This is a genomic window from Variovorax paradoxus, assembly GCF_040544635.1.
Classification (GTDB): domain Bacteria; phylum Pseudomonadota; class Gammaproteobacteria; order Burkholderiales; family Burkholderiaceae_C; genus Variovorax; species Variovorax paradoxus_R.
The window spans coordinates 103535-122737 of sequence record NZ_JBEPKJ010000016.1 but is presented as its reverse complement, the minus strand read 5'-3'; the positions used below and the strand labels follow the sequence as shown (position 1 = coordinate 122737).

The 19203-nt window shown below is 64.3% G+C and carries 9 protein-coding genes; 3 read left to right on the top strand and 6 right to left on the bottom strand.

Annotated features, from left to right (window positions below):
• Window position 1 precedes the first annotated feature (1 nt).
• From mmsB to ABIC94_RS24155, 5 genes are read right to left on the bottom strand one after another with little or no spacing between them, the layout of a single operon-like run.
• Window positions 2-1216 (bottom strand): multiple monosaccharide ABC transporter permease, encoded by a 1215-nt coding sequence (gene mmsB / locus ABIC94_RS24175; protein ID WP_354375525.1) that lies wholly within the window; start codon window positions 1214-1216, stop codon window positions 2-4.
• Entirely contained in the window at window positions 1203-2759 is a 1557-nt protein-coding gene (gene mmsA / locus ABIC94_RS24170) for a multiple monosaccharide ABC transporter ATP-binding protein (RefSeq protein WP_354375524.1), read from the bottom strand. The genes mmsB and mmsA overlap by 14 nt, the downstream gene beginning before the upstream one ends.
• Before the next feature lie 8 nt (window positions 2760-2767).
• On the bottom strand, window positions 2768-3838 hold the full coding sequence (chvE, locus tag ABIC94_RS24165; RefSeq protein ID WP_354375523.1) for a multiple monosaccharide ABC transporter substrate-binding protein: 1071 nt from the start codon (window positions 3836-3838) through the stop codon (window positions 2768-2770).
• A gap of 12 nt (window positions 3839-3850) precedes the next feature.
• Window positions 3851-4816 carry an ABC transporter substrate-binding protein gene (locus ABIC94_RS24160; protein WP_354375522.1) on the bottom strand — a complete coding sequence of 322 codons (966 nt, stop codon included), beginning with the start codon at window positions 4814-4816 and terminating at the stop codon, window positions 3851-3853.
• 48 nt (window positions 4817-4864) lie between these two features.
• Window positions 4865-6316, bottom strand: coding sequence for an aldehyde dehydrogenase family protein (locus tag ABIC94_RS24155; RefSeq protein ID WP_354375521.1), 1452 nt, complete (start codon window positions 6314-6316; stop codon window positions 4865-4867).
• A 142-nt stretch (window positions 6317-6458) separates the two neighbouring features.
• Between ABIC94_RS24155 and ABIC94_RS24150 the strand changes: the two genes are divergently transcribed.
• The gene (locus ABIC94_RS24150; protein WP_354375520.1) at window positions 6459-7418 is read left to right on the top strand and encodes a LysR family transcriptional regulator; all 960 of its coding nucleotides are present in this window, start codon (window positions 6459-6461) and stop codon (window positions 7416-7418) included.
• On the opposite strand, the gene ABIC94_RS24145 is transcribed toward ABIC94_RS24150, so the two are convergent.
• A complete protein-coding gene (locus ABIC94_RS24145) occupies window positions 7419-8195 on the bottom strand; it encodes an SDR family NAD(P)-dependent oxidoreductase (protein WP_354375519.1) in 777 nt (258 codons plus the stop codon).
• Between the two features lie 136 nt (window positions 8196-8331).
• Between ABIC94_RS24145 and ABIC94_RS24140 the strand changes: the two genes are divergently transcribed.
• Both ABIC94_RS24140 and ABIC94_RS24135 read left to right on the top strand, forming a co-directional pair.
• Window positions 8332-9282: an SMP-30/gluconolactonase/LRE family protein gene (locus ABIC94_RS24140; RefSeq protein WP_354375518.1), complete on the top strand. Its 951-nt coding sequence runs from the start codon at window positions 8332-8334 to the stop codon at window positions 9280-9282.
• Window positions 9283-9599: 317 nt separating this feature from the next.
• The gene (locus tag ABIC94_RS24135) at window positions 9600-19202 is read left to right on the top strand and encodes a two-partner secretion domain-containing protein (protein WP_354375517.1); all 9603 of its coding nucleotides are present in this window, start codon (window positions 9600-9602) and stop codon (window positions 19200-19202) included.
• The last annotated feature ends 1 nt before the right edge of the window (window position 19203 follow it).

The following is a 19203-nucleotide window of genomic DNA, read 5'->3' as shown; positions in this document are numbered from 1 at the left end:
CTTACTTGTTCTTGTTGTAGACGTCGATGAACACCGCGGCCAGCAGCACCAGCCCCTTGATCACCTGCTGGTAGTCGATGCCGATGCCCAGGATCGACATGCCGTTGTTCATCACGCCCATGATGAAGGCGCCGATCACCGCGCCCATCACCCGGCCCACGCCGCCCGAGGCCGAAGCCCCGCCGATGAAGCAGGCCGCGATCACGTCGAGCTCGAAGCCCAGGCCGGCCTTGGGCGTGGCGGTGTTGAGCCGCGCCGCGAACACCAGGCCCGCGAGCGCGGCCAGCGCGCCCATGTTCACGAAGGTCAGGAACGCGAGGCGCTGCGTCTTCACGCCCGACAGCCGCGCCGCCTTCTCGTTGCCGCCCAGCGCGTAGATGCGCCGGCCGATGGTGGTGCGGTTGGTGACGAAGTCGTACACCACGATCAGCACCGCCATCACGATCAGCACGTTGGGCAGGCCCTTGTAGGTCGACAGCAGGTAGCTGAAGAACAGGATGATGGCCGCGAAGAACAGGTTCTTCACAAGGAAGAACACATAGGGCTCCGTTTCCATGCCGTGCGCCGCGAGCTTGGCGCGCCCGCGCAGCTTGAAGAACACCAGCGCCGCCGCGGCCAGCGCGCCCACCACCAGCGAGGTGGTGCGCAATGTGTCGCCGCCCAGCGGATCGGGAATGAAGCCCGAGCTCAGCCGCTGGAACTCGACCGGGAACGGCCCGACCGACTGCCCCGCCAGCAGCGCCAGCGTGAGCCCCTTGAACACCAGCATGCCCGCGAGCGTGACGATGAACGACGGAATCTTGCGAAACGCGACGAACCAGCCTTGCGCTGCGCCGATGACCGCGCCCGCCGCAATGCTGATGATGGCCGTCGGCACGAAATGCCATTCGTACTCGACCATCAGCACCGCCGCCAGCGCACCGATGAAACCGCAGACCGAGCCCACAGAAAGGTCGATGTGCCCCGCCACGATCACCAGCAGCATGCCCAGCGCCATGATGACGACGTAGCTGTTCTGCAGCAGCAGGTTGGTAAGGTTCAGCGGCCGCAGCAGCGTGCCGTCGGTCAGCACCTGGAACAGCACCATGATCGCGACCAGCGAGATCAGCATGCCGTATTCGCGCAGGTTGTTCTTCAGGAAGCCGGCGTGCAGCTTCGGGGCGGCCTCTGCAATGGGGACCGCGGCGTTCACCGCGTTGACTTCAGGCTGCGACATGAACAGAACTCCCCGCGCTCACGATGGCATGCATGATGCGTTCCTGCGAAGCCTCGGCGGCCGTAAATTCGGCCACGAAACGGCCCTCGTTCATGACATAGATGCGGTCGCACATGCCTAGCAGTTCCGGCAGTTCGGAAGAAATCATGAGAATGCCTTTGCCCTCGCTCGCGAGCTGGTCGATGATGGTGTAGATCTCATATTTGGCGCCGACGTCGATGCCGCGCGTGGGCTCGTCGAGAATCAGGAGTTCGGGTTTGGTAAAGAGCCACTTGCTGAGCACCACCTTCTGCTGGTTGCCGCCCGACAAATTGACCACCAGCTGCTCCACGCCCGAAGACCGGATGTTGAGCGCCTTGCGGTAATCGCTCGCGACCTTGAATTCGCGCGCGTCGTCGATCACCATGGAACTGGAAACCGCCTCCAGGTTGGCCAGGCTCACGTTCTTGCGAATGTCTTCTTCCAGCACCAGCCCCAGGCCCTTGCGATCCTCGGTGACATAGGCAATGCCCTGGTCGATGGCCTTGCGCACCGTGCCCACGTCCACCGGCTGGCCGTGCATCAGCACCGTGCCGCTGATGCGCTGGCCGTAGGACTTGCCGAACACGCTCATTGCGAGCTCGGTGCGCCCCGCGCCCATGAGGCCCGCGATGCCGACGATTTCGCCTTGGCGCACATGCAGGTTCACGCCCTTGATCTGCTCGCGATCGGCATGCAGCGCGTGGTGCACGCGCCAGTCGCGCACTTCGAACACGGTTTCGCCGATCTTCGGATGGCGCTGCGGATAGCGGTGCGCCATGTCGCGGCCGACCATGCCGCGGATGATGCGGTCCTCGCTGATCGGCTGGTTGCGGCAGTCCATCGTTTCGACCGTGGCGCCGTCGCGCAGCACGGTGATCGAATCGGCCACCTTGGCAATCTCGTTGAGCTTGTGCGAGATCAAAATCGACGCGATGCCCTGGCGCTTCAGTTCGAGCAGCAGCATCAGCAAGGCGTCGCTGTCGTTCTCGTTGAGGCTGGCGGTGGGCTCGTCGAGAATCAGCAGCTTCACCTCTTTCGCCAAGGCCTTGGCAATTTCGACCAGCTGCTGCTTGCCCACTCCCAGGTCGGTCACCAGCGTGGTCGGCAGCTCTTTCAGGCCCACCTTGGCAAGCAGCTCGCGCGTCTTCCCGTAGGCGGCAAACCAGTCGATCACGCCGCCGCGCGTGATTTCGTTGCCGAGGAAGATGTTCTCGGCAATGGACAGCAGCGGCACCAGTGCAAGTTCCTGGTGGATGATGATGATGCCGAGCTTCTCGCTGTCTGCAATGCTTTTGAAGCGGCGCAGCTCACCCTCGAAGTGGATCTCCCCGGTGTACGAGTCGCACGGGTAGACGCCGCTCAGCACCTTCATGAGCGTCGACTTGCCCGCGCCGTTCTCGCCGACCACCGCATGGATCTCGCCCGCGCGCACCGCCAGGTTGACATTGCTCAGCGCCTTCACGCCGGGAAATGTCTTGGTGATGCCGCGCATCTCGAGGATGCTGCGCGAGTTCGCTTCCATGCTGCTCTTCACTTGACCTGGCTTTCCTTGTAGTAGCCGCTGTCGACCAGCACCTGCTTCCAGTTGGTGCCATCCACGCTCACGGGCTTGAGCAGGTACGAAGGCACCACCTTGACGCCGTTGTTGTAGGTCTTGGTGTCGTTCACTTCAGGTGTCTTGCCCGAGAGCATCGCGTCGACCATCGCCACCGTGACCTTGGCCAGCTCGCGCGTGTCCTTGAACACGGTCGAGGTCTGTTCCTTGCGCAGGATCGACTTGACCGAAGGAATCTCCGCGTCCTGGCCCGAGACGATGGGCATCGGCTGCGAAGCCGAGCCGTAGCCCACGCCCTTGAGCGACGAGAGAATGCCGATCGAGAGGCCGTCGTACGGCGACAGCACCGCATCGACGCGGTCCTTGGTGTAGTAGGCCGACAGCAGGTTGTCCATGCGCGACTGCGCCACCGCGCCGTCCCAGCGCAGCGTGCCGACCTTTTCCATGCCCAACTGCTTGCTGCGCACCACCAGCTTGCCGCTCTTGATGTACGGATCCAGCACCGACATTGCGCCGTTGTAGAAGAAGAAGGCGTTGTTGTCGTCCGGCGAGCCGCCGAACAGCTCGATGTTGAACGGACCCTTGCCGCTCTTCAGGCCGAGCGCCGCCTCGATCGACTGCGCCTGCAGCACGCCGACCTGGAAGTTGTCGAAGGTGGCGTAGTAGTCGACGTTCTTCGAGCCCTTGATGAGCCGGTCGTACGCGATGACCTTCACGCCCTTGTCGGCGGCTTTCTGCAGCACGTCGGACAGCGTGGAGCCGTCGATGGCTGCGATGACCAGCACCTTCGAGCCCTTGGTGACCATGTTCTCGATTTGCGCGAGCTGGTTCGGAATGTCGTCGTCGGCGTACTGCAGGTCGGTCTTGTAGCCCTTTTCCTTGAAGTACTTGACCATGTTGGCGCCGTCGGCGATCCAGCGGGCCGACGACTTCGTGGGCATCGAGATGGCGATCGGGCCCTTGTCCTGCGCATGCGCGAGCGGTGCGATGCCGGCAACGGCCAGCGCGATGCCTGCGAGCGAGGCCTTGAGGAAGTTGCGTTTCATGGGTGCTTGCTCTCAGTACTTGCGGTTGGGAAACTCTTTGGCGGCCACTTCCATGGGGAAGATGCCTTCTTCGGTCACGATGCGCTTGGGCAGCGCCTTGCCGGCCTTGATGTCTTTCACAGCGCTCATCAGCTGCGGCCCGAGCAGCGGGCTGCATTCGACCGACACGTTGAGCTTGCCGGCGATCATGGCTTCGAAGGCGCCCTTGACGGCATCGATCGAGATGATCGTGATGTCCTTGGCCGGCTTCAGGCCCGCTTCCTCGATGGCCTGAATCGCGCCGATGGCCATGTCGTCGTTGTGCGCGTACAGCACGTTGATCTTCTTGCCCTCGGCCTTCAGGAAGGCTTCCATCACTTCCTTGCCCTTGGCGCGCGTGAAGTCGCCGGTTTGCGAGCGCACGATCTTGAACTTCGGGTCGGCCTTGATGATTTCTTCAAAACCCTTCTTGCGGTCGATGGCCGGGGCCGAGCCCACGGTGCCTTGCAGTTCGACGATGTTCACGTCGCCCTTCTGGTCCTTCATCTTCTCGACCAGCCAGCGGCCGGCCTTGCGGCCTTCTTCCACGAAGTCGGAACCCATGAAGGTCACATAGAGCGAGTCGTCCTTGGTGTTCACGGCGCGGTCGGTCAGCACCACCGGAATCTTCGCGGCCTTGGCTTCGCGCAGCACGGTTTCCCAGCCCGATTCGACCACCGGCGAGAAGGCGATGACGTCGACCTTCTGCGCAATGAACGAGCGGATCGCCTTGATCTGGTTTTCCTGCTTCTGCTGGGCATCGGAGAACTTGAGCTCGATGCCTGCTTCCTTGGCGGAAGACTTGATCGACTCGGTGTTGGCGGTGCGCCATTCGCTCTCGGCGCCAACCTGGCTGAAGCCCAGCACGATTTTCTTCTGCGCCAGTGCCGTGGCGGGCAGAAGCCCACCGAGCGAAGCTGCGGCGAGCGCGATATTGAGGGTGCGGCGATTGAGTTTCATGGCTTGTCTCCTTCTTTCTAAGTGCTTGTTGAAAACCGTCCGTGGTGGTCAGGCCAGCATGTAGCCGGTCTTGACCGTCGTGTAGAACTCCGCGGCGTGGCGCCCTTGTTCGCGCGGCCCGTAGCCCGACCCCTTGCGGCCGCCGAAGGGCACGTGGAAATCCACCCCCGCGGTCGGCAGATTGACCATCGTCATGCCGACCTCGGCATGGCGCCTGAAATGCATCGCGTGCTTGAGCGAGTTGGTGCAGATGCCCGCACTGAGGCCCGAGGGCGTGTCGTTGCACAGCGCCAGCGCTTCGTCGTAGTCGGCCGCGCGCAGCACGCAGGCCAGCGGGCCGAAGATTTCCTCGCGTGCAATGCGGTGTCCCGGCTTGGCCAGAAAGAGCGCCGGGCTCATGTAGTGGCCGGCGGTGGCGCGCGTGAGCGGCTCGCCGCCCCACACATGCTCGGCACCTTCTTCTTTCGCGATCTCGACCCAGGCCAGGCTGCGCGCAAGCCGCTCTTCGTCGACCAAAGGCCCGATGTCCACGCCGCGCTCCAGCGCATGGCCGATCTTCAGCTTCTTGAGGCGCTCGCGCAGCCGCGAAACGAAAACATCGTGCACGGCGGCTTCGACGATGAGCCGGCTCGACGCCGTGCAGCGCTGCCCGTTGGAGAAGTAGGCGCCTTGCACCGCGCAGTCGACCGCGTGATCGATATCGGCATCGGCCAGCACGACGAGCGCGTTCTTGCCGCCCATCTCGAGCTGCACCTTGGCGCGCCGCGAGGCGGCCGCCTGGAGTATGCGTTCGCCGTTGCGCGCCGAACCGGTGAAGCTCACCGCATCGACCAGCGGGCTATCGACCAGCGCCTGGCCGGCTTCCCGGCCGCTGCCCATCACCAGGTTGAAAACGCCCGCCGGCAATGCGGCGCGGCTGATGATTTCGGCCAGCGTCCAGCCGCAGGCCGGCACCAGTTCGGCCGGCTTGAACACCACGCTGTTCCCATGCGCGAGCGCGGGCGCAATCTTGGTGGCCGGCACCGCGAGCGGCGAGTTCCAGGGCGTGATGAGCCCGGCCACGCCCACCGGTTCACGCGTGACGTCGACCTGCACGCCGGCGCGCAGCGAGGCCATGTTCTCGCCTCCGCCGCGCATCGCCTCGCCCGCAAAGAACTTGAAGGTCTGGCCGGCGCGGGTGGCCTCGGCCACGGCTTCCGGCAGGGTCTTGCCGACCTCGCGCGCCAGCAGCAGGCCGAGTTCGTCCCTGCGCGCCAGCAGTTCGGTTCCGATGCGGTCGAGCACGTCGGCACGGCGCTGCGGCGTGCTGTGGCTCCAGTGCGGAAAGGCGTCGGCGGCCGCGCGAATCGCGAAGTCCACCTGGCGGCGGTCAGCACGTGCGTATTCGGCCACCACTTCACTGGTGTCCGAAGGATTGGCGCTCACACCGGTGGTCGCGCTGGTTTCCCAGCGGCCGTTGATGTATTGCCGCACGTTCTGATGAAGCTCGCCGTGAATCACCGGGCGCCTTGCCTTGTCTCTCGTTTTTGGAAGTGCCGCGAGTCTAGGAACAGAATTGATATCAATCCAATCATTTTTTCGACAAAATGCATATCAATCGCTGGATTCTGGAAAACCCGCGCAGCCCAAAGTTTCAATAACCATGACCAACTACAACCACTGGTTTATCCGGGCCCGTCTCAAGACGCGGCAACTGCTTCTGCTGGTGGCGCTGGCGGAGGAAGGCAACATCCACCGCGCGGCGCAGGTGCTCAACATGACGCAGCCCGCGGCTTCCAAGCTGCTGAAAGACCTGGAAGACGTGCTCGAGGTGCCGCTGTTCGACCGCCTGCCGCGCGGCATGCGCCCCACCTGGTACGGCGAAACCATGATCCGCCACGCCCGCGTGGCGCTGGCCAGCCTGAACCAGGCGCACGACGAACTCACCGCGCTGAAGGCGGGCCGCTTCGGCCAGGTGGGCGTCGGCGCCATCACCGCGCCGGGCCTCACGCTGATGCCGCCCGCGGTGGCCATGGTGAAGCGCGAACAACCCGACCTGCGCGTGTCGCTCGAAATCGAGACCAGCGCCGTGTTGATCGACCGGCTCGAGCAGGGCAAGCTCGACATCCTCGTGGCGCGGCTCTTCGCCGAGCACGACAAGTCGCAGCTGCGCTACGAAGCGCTGGCCGAGGAGCCGGTGTGCGCGCTGGTGCGCCCCGGCCATCCGCTCCTGGGCGTGAGCGGCCTGACGCTGCGCGACGTGGTGGGCGCCGGCTGGATCGTGCCACCCGCGGGCAGCGTGCTGCGCCACCGCTTCGAGCTGATGTTCCAGGAGGAAGGCCTGGTGCCGCCGAACAACATCATCGAGAGTTCGGCCCTGCTCTTCATCACGCGCATGCTGCAGCAGAGCGACATGGTGGCTGTGCTCGCATCCGACGTGGCGCGCTACTACGCCGCCCACGGCATCGTGTCGCTGCTGCCGCTGGACATGCCCTGCCACATGGACGCCTTCGGCATCATCACGCGCACCGACCGGCTGCCGTCGCCGGCGGCCAAGGTGATGATGAAGGCTTTGAAAACCGCGAGCCTGAGCGTCTACGGCCGCAAGCTGGAAATGGACTGATCAGGTCCAGCCCGCGTCCACCGTGAACTCCTGCGCGGTGCACATCTTCGCGTCGTCCGACGCCAGGAACAGCACCATGCGCGCGATGTCTTCGGGCATCAGCTTGTCGGGCAGGCACTGGTTGCGCTTGAGCGCCTGCTCGCCCTCGTCGTCGAGCCAGAGCTGCACCTGCCGGTCGGTCATCACCCAGCCGGGCGACACGGTGTTGATGCGGATACGGTCGCGGCCCAAGTCGATCGCCAAGCCGCGCGTGAGGCCGTTCACCGACGATTTGGCGATGGCATAGCACGGGTAGCCCGCGCCCTTGGTCTGCCAGCCCGTCGAACCCAGGTTGACGACCGAGCCGAAACCCAGCCGCCGCATGCCCGGCACCACCGACTGGATCGCGAACAGCCCAGGCCGCTCGTTGATGGCCATGCGGTTGTCGTAGTACTCGGGCGTAACCGACTCGAGCGTGTGGCGGTCGTCGCTCGCCACGTTGTTGACCAGCACGGCGAAGTCGCCCAACTCGGCGGACGCGTCGGCAATCGCCTTCTGCATGGCGCCGATGTCGCGCACGTCGCAGGCGCGCCACCACGGCATCGCATGGCCTTCATCGGCGATCCGTTGCGCGAGCGCCGCACTGGCGCCTTCGGCAATGTCGATGAACGCCACGCGCGCGCCCTGCGCTGCAAACGCGGCAACAATGGCCGCGCCAATGCCGCTGCCGCCACCGGTGACGAACACTGCGCGCCCCTTCAGGCACGGGTGAATCGAGAGCTTCGGGGAATCCTTCAAGATGTGCGTCTCCAAATCGGCAGTGACATTGCAAAATTGATATCACTTAATGCCATAAAGTTTGATTTCTATTATCAATATGCCTTGATACGATCCGCCCCGTCAAGGACCCGAGACAACGAAGACGCAAAAACAAATGACCCAGACCGGCAGCACATCCACGCCCGCACCCCTCGGTGCGCCATCGATCCTCGGCCAGCCCGAATGCCTGTGGCCCGCGGGCGCCACGCTCGGCGAAGGCACGCTGTGGTCGCCGCGCGAACAGGCGCTCTACTGGATCGACATCCTCGGATGCCGCCTCTCCCGGTACGACCCGAAGACCGGCGCGCGCCAAAGCTGGCAGTTCGATGAAGAGATCACCGCGCTGGCCGAACGCGCGGGCACGCCGGGGCTGATCGTCACGATGCGACGCGGCTTCGCTTTTTTCGACCCGGCTGTCGATGTGCCGCCGCGCTACCTGCACCAGCCGGAAACCGACCGGCCCGGCAACCGATTCAACGATGGCAAGTGCGACAGCAAGGGCCGCTTCTGGGGCGGCACGATGGACTTCAATTGCGTGGCGCCGACGGGTGCGCTCTATCGCTTCGATGCCGACAGCCGCTGCACGCGCCACGACGACGGCTTTGCGGTCACGAACGGGCCGACCTGGTCGCTCGACGAACGCACGATGTATTTCAACGCCACCGTCGAAGGCTGCGTCTACGCGTATGACTTCGACAGCGAGGCCGGCACGGTAAGCAACAAGCGGGTGTGGCTTCGCTTTGCCGATGGCGACGGACTGCCCGACGGCATGACGACCGACGCGGCCGGCCGGCTGTGGATTGCGCGCTGGGGCGGGCACTGCGTGAGCTGCCACGACCCGGTGAGCGGCGCCGAACTGTGCCGCATCGAGCTGCCCGCAAGCAACGTCACCGACTGCGCCTTCGGCGGCGAGGACCTGTGCACGCTCTACATCACCACCGCGCGCAGCGGGCTCACGGCCGAACAGATCGAAGCGGAGCCGCTGTCCGGCGCGCTGTTCGCGGTTCGCATTGCGAGCCCCGGCCTGCCCGCCGCGGAGTTCGGCGCGGCCGCGGTCAAGGCGTAGACCTCTCTCCACGGCGGAACTCGCGGGCGCTCGAGGGCAATCTTCTTGTCCGGAAAACGAGAACCACTGAGAAACGTAGCAGGCAGACCACAGCCAAATCGCGCCAGTGACAACTTAGTGACTCATTGCCACGGATGAACGGCGTGACATATGTGGCGCGCCTAGCCTGAATCTGCGCGCGCTTCATCCTGTCGGCATTGTTTATAGCTTTCCCCCTAGACAATCCGGGGCCGTCGGCGGTGGTGCCGACGGATCAGCACGCCTTCCGAAGTGGCGTGCATGGCTGTCACGCAGAGAGATCAGGGAAGAAGAACGACATGAATAAGAATTTGCACCGTATTGTGTTCAATGCGAAGCGCGGACTGCGCATGGTCGTTCAAGAAACGGCCAAGAGCACCGGTAGGGGATCCTCCAAGGCCACGACCGCGGCGACCGGTGCATCTGCCGGTGCCGCAGCCTTTGCACCGATGCTCGTGGGTGCCGCATTCGCGGGCATGCTGTCAGCCTCGCCTGCTCAAGCCCAGATCGTCGGCGCCCCCAATGTTCCCGGCAACCTGCGGCCCACCGTGATGGTCGCGCCCAACGGCGTGCCGCTGATCAACATCCAGACGCCCAGCGCCGCCGGCGTCAGCAGAAATATATTCAATCAGTTCAACGTGGCCCCCAACGGCGCCATCCTGAACAACAGCCGGGTCAATGTAGGCACGCAGCTCGGCGGCATCGTCCAGGGCAATCCGTATCTCGCGACCGGCCCCGCACGCATCATCGTGAACGAGGTGAACGGCGGCAGCCCGAGCCAGCTGCGCGGCTACATCGAAGTCGCGGGGCAGCGGGCCGAGGTGATCATCGCCAATCCTGCAGGCATCAGCATCAATGGGGGCGGCTTCATCAATGCATCGCGCACCACGGTGACCACGGGCACACCGCAATTCAACGCCATCGGCGGCCTCGACAGCTTCCTCGTGCGAGGCGGCACCGTCACCATCGATGGTGCGGGCCTGGATGCCAGCAAAACGGATTACGCCGCCATTCTCGCGCGCGCCGTGCAGCTCAATGCAGCGATCTACGCCACCGACCTCAAGGTGGTCACAGGCGCGAACCAGGTCAGCGCTGACCATACGCAGATCACGCCCACGGCGGGCACTGGTGCCGCACCGACCTTCGCCCTGGACGCGGCTGCCCTCGGAGGCATGTATGCCGGAAAAATCACGTTGGTGGGCACGGAAGCGGGCCTCGGCGTGCGCAACGCCGGCAGCATCGGCGCGAGCAATGGCAACCTCGTCGTTACGGCAGCTGGACGCCTTGAAAACACCGGCAACCTCGAAGGCACGCGCGTGGAACTCGCCAGCGCCGGCGACATCGACAACCGCAGCGGAACGATCCGCCAGACCAGCAGCGTGGGTCTCGCGATCACCGCACCGGTGCTGTCCAACACGAATGGCGGCATCATCGGTGCCGAGCCGTTGCCTGCGCCCACGGCGGGTTCGGGCGGCGGTACAAGCACCGGAGGCAGCACCGGCACGGGCGGCACCACCAGCCCGGGCACGCCCACGGCTGGAACGGGTTCCACCTCGAGTTCCGGCGGCACAGCCTCGCCCGCACCGGCACCGTATGTGCCCACCTCGCCCGGCACCCTCACCGCGGCAGGCACCATCCTGAATGACGGCGGCAAGATGTACGCTGGGGGCCCGATCACACTGAACACCCCGCAGATCAACAACGCGGGCGGCTCGCTGTCGGTGGCCAGCATGGCGGTCACGGGCCCAACCTTCAGCAACGCGGGCGGGACGCTCACCGTCAGCAACAGCTTCAGCGCCAACGTGGGCCAGTTGAACAACACCGGCGGGACGTTGAACGCGGGCAGCCTGAACCTTGCGACCACGGGCGACCTGATCAACGTCGACGGCAAGCTGACCAGCGCCACCGATACCACCCTCACGGTCGGAGGCAAGGCCGACAACACGCGCGGGACGATTTCGAGCGCGGGCGCGCTGGCTGCGAACGTGGCTGGGGCCACCCTCAACGACAGCGGCACCCTGGCCTCCAATCAGAGCCTGACGCTCAACACCGGCTCGCTCGGGAATACCGCCGGCAGCATCCAGTCGGCACAAGCCGGAGTGCAGCTGGCGGTGGCGAACCAGCTGACCAACGGCAGCGGCGGCACCATCGGTGCGGCCATCGACCTGAACGTACAAGCCGGCTCGCTCGCCAATAGCGGCAGCTTGCGTGGTGCGAACGATGTCAATGTCGCAGTCGGCGGTGCGCTGACCAACGACGGCAGCCTCACGGCCGGACGGCACACAACGGTGACCGCCGGCAGCCTGCAGAGTGGCGCCACTGGCGTGCTCGGTGCCGGTATCCAGAACGATGGCAGCCTCGGCAGCGCGGGCGATCTGCGCGTGACCAGCAACGGCGCCCTTATCGCCAACGGCACCAACCTTGCGGCCGGCAACGCCACGCTGCAGGGCGGGAGTGTCGATCTGTCGGCCAGCCAGACCAGCGCGGCGAACATCGCGGTCACGGCCACGCAAGGCAACGTCACCACCAGCGGGGCGACCGTGGTCACGCCCGGCACGCTCGCCATCACCGCCAATAGCAACGCCGCGCAAACCCTCGTCAATGCGGCCGGACAACTCAACGCCGGCCAATTGCAGATCAGCGTCTCGAACCTCGCCAACACCAACGGCGGCCAGATCGTGCAGACCGGCACCGGGGCAACGGTCATCGCCACCCGCGGCACCCTGAACAACGACGGCGGCCGCATCGCGAGCAACGGTCAGGACCTCACGCTGCAAGGCACAAGCATCACCAACGCAGCCGGCAAGATCGAGCATGCTGGCACCGGCACCTTGAGCATTGCGGGCGGCAACTTCAGCGGCGCCAGCGGCCAGATCACGGCCAACGGCGCACTGGCGGTCGCCATGTCCGGCGCCTTTACCCAGGACGGCGGAGCAACCAGCGCCAAGCAGATCACCATCGACGCGGGGTCGCTCAGCAATCGCGGCGGCCAGATCGTGCAGACCGGCGCCGACGCCACGCGCGTCACGGTGGTGGGCGCCATGGACAACAGTGGCGGGACGCTGGCCAGCAACGGTGGTACGACTGTGGCGGCCGGCAGCCTGGCCAACCAAGGCGGCACCATTCGGGCTGCCGAGACCTCCGACCTCGGCCTGGCCGTGGGCGGCTTGCTCGACAACAGCAACCAGGGCGTGATCGGCGTGGGCGGCAGCACCACCATCGCGGCCGGCAGCCTGAACAACAACGCGGGCGGCGTGACCGCGGTCGGCGATCTGAGCGCCACCGTCGGCGGCGCGGCCTCGAACGTGGGCGGCACCCTGGCGGCCAACGGCAACACCACGCTCGTGGCCGGCACGCTGGACAACAGCGGCGGAACGGCTGCGGCGGTCACCGGCAACCTGAGTGTCACGACCTCGGGTGCGACGACGAACAACGGCGGCACCCTGCAGGCCGGCGCCGCGACCACGCTGCTGAACAGCGGCCTGAACAATGTCGGCGGCAAGGTCTTCGGCAACAGCCTGTCCGTGGACACGCGCGGCAATGCACTGGACAACAGCGCGAAGGGCACGCTGGCAGCGACCACCACCGTGAATGTGAACTCGGGTGCGCTGAACAACGATGCCGGCCTGATCCAGTCCGGCGCAGCGATGACCATTCACACAAATGGCAATGCGCTCAGCAACACCAATGCAGCAGGCTATACCTCCGGCCAAGGCGGCATCACCAGCAGCGCTACGCTGGACTTGACCGCAGGGAAGGTCATCAACACGGGCGGCTTCATTGGCGCAAAGAGCGCATTGGTCGCCAATACGCAGGCCTTCTCCAACACGGGCAAAGGCCAGGTGCTCGGGCAGTCCACGGTAACGCTCGACACCCATGGCGCCGCATACGACAACACCGGCGGCCAGACCCAGGCACTGGGCAACCTCAGCATCAACGCGGGCGAGATCGATAACACCGGCGGTCTCATCCGCTCGATCGAAACCACAGCACTCAATGCCGCGACCATCGTCAATGCCAGCACGCTGGGCGCTGACCAGGGCATCGAAGGCAAGAACGTGGCCATCGGCGCTGGCGACCTGAACAACATCGAGGGTGCCATCCGGGCTGATGTCAATGCCACCATCACCAGCGGCGGCACCGTGACCAACACCAACGGACTGATCTCTGCTGGCCACACGCTGGGCATCGTCGATCCGAACCGCGCGAACCCCACTGCCAAGACGCTGAATGTCATCAACACCGGGGGCACCCTGGTCGCCGGCACGGCCGCCGCACTCGGCGCAGACAGCAAGCAGATTGCGGCCTTCGGCAAGCTGGAGATCGACGCCAAGAGCTTCAGCGGCGACGGCACGACCGTCGGCGTCAACGACCTGAGCATCGCACTCGCGCAAGATGTGACGAACAACGCCGAGGTCAAGGCGGGCGGCAATCTGACCTACGCGACCACCGGCAAGCTGACCAACAACGGCAAGCTGCTGGCGGGTGGCACGGTCACCGCCAGCGGCAACGAGGTCGACAACACCGTGACTGGCGAGATCACGGGCGACACCACCATCGTCAGCGCCGCGAGTACGGCTACCAACCGGGGACTGATCGACGGGCGAGATACCCAGATCAATGCGGGCGCCACCACCACGAATGGCGTCACGACCGGAACCGGCACGGTCCGGAATCTGGGCACTGGCCGCATCTATGGTGACCTTGTGTCGATCGCGACTGGGACGCTGGACAACGACGCGGAAACCGTCGGCGGAGCGGCCCGCGCAGGGACCATCGCCGCGCGCGACATCCTGGACATTGGTGCCGACACCATCAACAACCGCGAGCATGCATTGCTGTTCAGTGCGGGCGACATGTTCATCGGCCGAGGCCTGGATGCCGAACGCTACGCCACCGGCCAGGGCGGTACGCTCAACAACCTGAGCGCCACGGTCGAGTCGTTGGGCGACATGACCATCGCGATGGGCCAGATCAACAATTTCGACAACCACTTCGCCGTGGTGCGAACCAGTACGGGCCCCGTCCTCGACAAGCAGACCATCACCCCCCTGGGGGGCATCGAACTCCCGGCCGACCAATTCGTGCTGGACCGCGGTGGCCGGATCTGGACGACCATCATCAACGGCCAGGTGGTCAGCGGCAGCGGCTGGATCGAACGCCAGTACACGACCACCACCGAAATCGACCAGGCCTCCAATCCACCCGATCCGGGCCGCATCTACGCTGGCGGCAAGCTGAGTATCGACGGCAAGCTGCGCAACCGCGACAGCCAGGTGATGGCGGGTCCTCAGTCCACGTTTGATCCTGCGGACATCGACAACACCCCCACGCAGGGCCAGCGGGTCGTGACCGTCGGCGGCCTGCAATCCTATGCACCACCCGAGAAGGGCAGCCAAGTCATCGGCAGCTTCATCCCAGAGCAAAAGTCGATCTACACCATCGACTTGGGATCGAGCTGCTTCAACGATTGCACCAGTGTGACGCCCTCGGGCACGAAGCCGAATGCCGCTCAAGGCACCGTGGTCAGCGACCGGGCCGGCATGGCCGGCGCGGTGACGGCCGGCACGCGAGCGCGCGCCATTGTGGAGGTGCCATCGGCGGTCGGAGGCTCCATCAAGACGAGCGGCAATACCGCCGATGGCGCGGGTGGCGCCGACGGCGCCTCGGGCACGGGCGGCACCAGCACCATCGCGCTGGTGGTGCGCACCAGCCTGCCCAACACGACGGTTCCCACCACCAGCCTCTTCGGCATTCACGCCGGTCCTGGCGGCTACCTGATCGAGACCGATCCGCGCTTTGCGAATTACCGGACCTGGCTGAGTAGCGACTACCTACTGAACAGCCTCGGACAAGACCCGAACAACATCCTCAAGCGCCTGGGTGACGGCTTTTACGAGCAGAAGCTCATCCGTGAGCAGGTTGCTCAACTCACGGGCTACCGCTTCCTGGATGGCTACTTCAATGACGAAGACCAGTACACCGCCCTGATGAATGCGGGAGCGACCTTCGCGAAGGAATACGGCCTGCGCCCCGGTATCGCACTGACGCCGGCACAGATGGCCCAGCTCACCAGCGACATCGTCTGGCTGGTGGAGCAGACCGTGACCCTGCCCGACGGCATGACGCAACAGGTGCTGGTGCCGCAGGTGTATGTGCGCGTACAGCCCGGCGACATCACGGGCTCGGGCAGCGTGCTGTCGGCCGATCGGATGATCATCAAGGGCAAGGGTGACCTGACCAACGGCGGCACCATCGCCGGGCGCACCCTGGTTTCCATCAACGCCGACAACATCAACAACCTTGGCGGCCGCATCGCGGGCGGCAGCGTCGCGCTGGATGCAACCAATGACATCAACAACATCGGCGGCACCATCACCGCGGCCAACTCGGTGTCGCTGAAGGCCGGACACGACATCAACATCGAGACCACCACCAGCGCACAAAAGGGCTGGCTGGCCAACAAGACCAACATCGACCGCGTTGCGGGCGTCTACGTCACCAATCCTGGCGGCACGCTGGTCGCGAGCGCGGGCAACGACGTGAACGTGATCGGCGGCATCCTGTCGAACAAGGGGCCGGGCAGCTTCACCTCCGTGACGGCCGGCAAGAACATCAACCTGGGCACCGTCACCGAATCCAGCAGCCGGCTGTCGATCTTCGGCCCCGGCACCTACGCCGGCGATGCTTCCAGCAAGGAAACCGGCAGCACCATCATTGGCAACGGCACCGTGCTGCTCAACGCCAAGGGTGGCGACATCAATGCGCGGGCAGCCACCGTGGACGCGGGCAGCGGCTTGCTGAGCCTCTCCGCCGCGGGTGACATCAACATCACCTCGGGTGTCGATGCCAAGGCGTCCATCGGGGCTGGCCAGTCCACCAAGAAGGGCACCTTCAGGTCGACCACCACCGGTTTCACAGGCGAGGCCCAGTCCAGCAACAGCATCGGCAGCAGCTTCACGGGCGGTGTGGTCGCGATGGATGCGGGCAACAACCTGAACATCGAAGGCGCGCGCATTGCCGGGCGCGACGGCGTGGCGCTCCACGGTGGCAACAGCGTCAACATCTACGAGGCGCGCAACACCGCCAGTGTCAGTGGCGAATTCAGCAAGAAGACCACCGGTCCCGTTCGGGATCAGATCCTCAGCCAAAACAAATCGAACGGGAACACCCTCGAAATCAAGACCGACATTGCCGCGCCGACCAGCATCAGCAGCGAAAACGGCGGCGTCCTGATCCAGGGCGGCGTGGTCAATATGCGCGGCGCGCAGGTCAGCGCGGCCAAGGACATCAAGATCGAGGGCAGCGATGTCAACATCGCCGCGGCGGAGAACCGACTGGAGGTCAACGCCTCCGAATCGAGCAAGGGCGGCAGCTTCAACGCCATCGGCTTCCATTCCTTCGGCAAGGGCATCAACGCCAAGCTGACCGACAAGATGGAGAGTTCCGCCACATCACTGACGAACACCACGCTCAACGGTGCGAACGTCAACATTGCCGCTATCGGTGCGCCCGGCAGTGCGGGCGGAACACTGAACCTTGCAGGCACCACGGTCAACACGCCGGGCACACTGACGCTGACGGGCGACCGGGTCAACCTGCTGCCACAGACCACCGAGGCGACCACGCGCAACACCAGCCAGGGCGGCGACGTGGCTTGGCAGAAGACCACCGACAAGGGCACCACCGACCAGAAGCTGAACTACAACCAGCTCAACGTGGGCCAGTTGGCGATCAACGCCAACCACATCCAGGCGGGCCTGGGTGCGAAGGACAGCGTTGAAGCCCTGGGCAAGCAGCCCGGCATGGATTGGGTCAACCAGCTGCAGAACGATCCCAAGCTCAAAGACAAGGTCGACTGGGTCAAGGTCGAGGAAGCGCACAAGAACTGGGACTACCGCCAGCAGGGCTTGACGCCCGAGGCGGCGGCGGTGGTGACCATCGTCGTGGCGTATTTCACGGCGGGGGCGGCGTCGGGCATTGGCGGTGCAGCAGGTGAGGCCGCTGCGGTAGGGGCCGGCGAAGGGGTCGCGCTCGCCGGCGGCGGCGCATTCGTGACGGGGACCGGCGCCGCGATTTCCGGCGTGGTGGGGGGAGCCGTGACGGCGGGCGTTACCGCACTCGCGAGCCAGGCAGCGGTGGCGCTGATCAACAACCAGGGCGATATCGGTGGCGCACTGCACGATCTCGGCAGCAGCGCGAGCGTCAAGAACCTGCTGACGGCCATTGTGACGGGCGGTGTTCTGGGGGGGCTTAACCTGAATCCGACGGGCCTGCCTACCGCAGGCGGGGGTAGCCAGGAGTTCTTTACTCAACTCGGACAGAACTTGCAGGCAGGGGCGGCGCGCGCGGTGATCGGGACAGCGATCAATGGCGGCAGCTTCGAGGAGAACCTGAAGGACGGATTGAAGAATGCCATCTTGGATACGGTCGCCGCGCAAGGCGCCAATGCCATCGGGGACAACTTCGAGGGCTTGAGCAACAAGGTCGCGCATGCGATTGCGGGATGCATGGTTGGTGCCGCACGAGCGGACAGCGCGAGTGGGTGCGGTGCTGGCGCGCTAGGTGCGGCCATCGGTGAGATCGCCGCGGAAGCCTACGGGCGAAAAGCTGACACCGTGCAGTTCGCCGCCATGATGAGCGCTCTCGCGGTGGCAATCACGGGCGGAGATGCGGCGCAGATCAATCTTGGAAGCCAAGCGGGCAGCAATGCCGCTGCCAACAATTTCTTGAATCACCCGGATACGGTCAAGCTTCGTCAGCTAGCAGCCGATTGCAAGACAAGTTGTACTTCGAGTCAGCGGGAACTGTTGGCCGATTTGCTAGCTAAAGATAGCGAAACAAATGCTGCGTTAAATAGCTGCGCAGGAAATCAGTCCTCGTACTGCCAATCCGTGCGTTCCGACTTCGCTGCCGCCGCGGCAACCTTCCTGCCAGCCGATGAGGAAATTTGGACTTGGGCACGCAAGCAGTCCGAGGCTTCCGCCGGAAAATACACCGCGGCGCAGATTTACGACGCTTACCGCTCGAGCTTTCAACCAGGTGCCGTGCCCAATATGACTGTTGGCGATCTGACGGAGGTCGCTGACTGGATGCGAGAACGCATTGTTGGCGACAAAAATGATCGCGCCAATAATCCTGGCGAAGAGCCTCTAAGCGTCATTGCGATGGGTTGGGCCGTTGGAAATTACAACTCTGCAGTTGGTGCACTTAGTTCCATTACAACTGCGACCGCTGGTGCGCTAAGAGTGGGGATGCAAAGTGCAGGGCTATCCCTCGTCTCCGGAAATTCGTTGACATCCGTGGCAAATGAAGGGGTTCCAAACTATTCCAGTGGACGTTCGTATGGGTCGTTCGTATACCGCGACGATCGAGGCAATGTGATAACACCAACTGGCGGCTCCACCTCTGTCGGTATTAAATGGACTGTCAGTGAGGTCAAGCCTGCCCCATCTTTTATTCAGAGTGGTGAAACTACATGCGGGCAGATGTGCGGCGCACGAATAGCTCAAGAGTTAGGATTTCCATCCGTTAATGAGCAAAGCTTCATAACGACGCTGGGGACGGGAACTACAACTCCAGAACAATTGGGAAAGGCGCTGGGAAAAATCACCGGCGGCAGTATCACGGGTGGGATGTGGCCGCAGGAAAGTGCGAAAATGACATCTACTCAAACCACGTCTGCGATCAATTACTTGACAAATAACGGAGCCAATTCGTTTGCTGCACTTTTCAATGCGCCAAGTTCAAAGCCGGGCGACGGGCATTGGGTGGTTGTTCAAGGGTTTGACTCAAAAGGGAACATAAAAATCCTTGACCCTGCGGGCTTGTCATATGTAATGAAGCCGGATGACTTCAAAGTGGCATGGAAGTACGGCGGTTTGGTAAAAAATGGAAAATAGA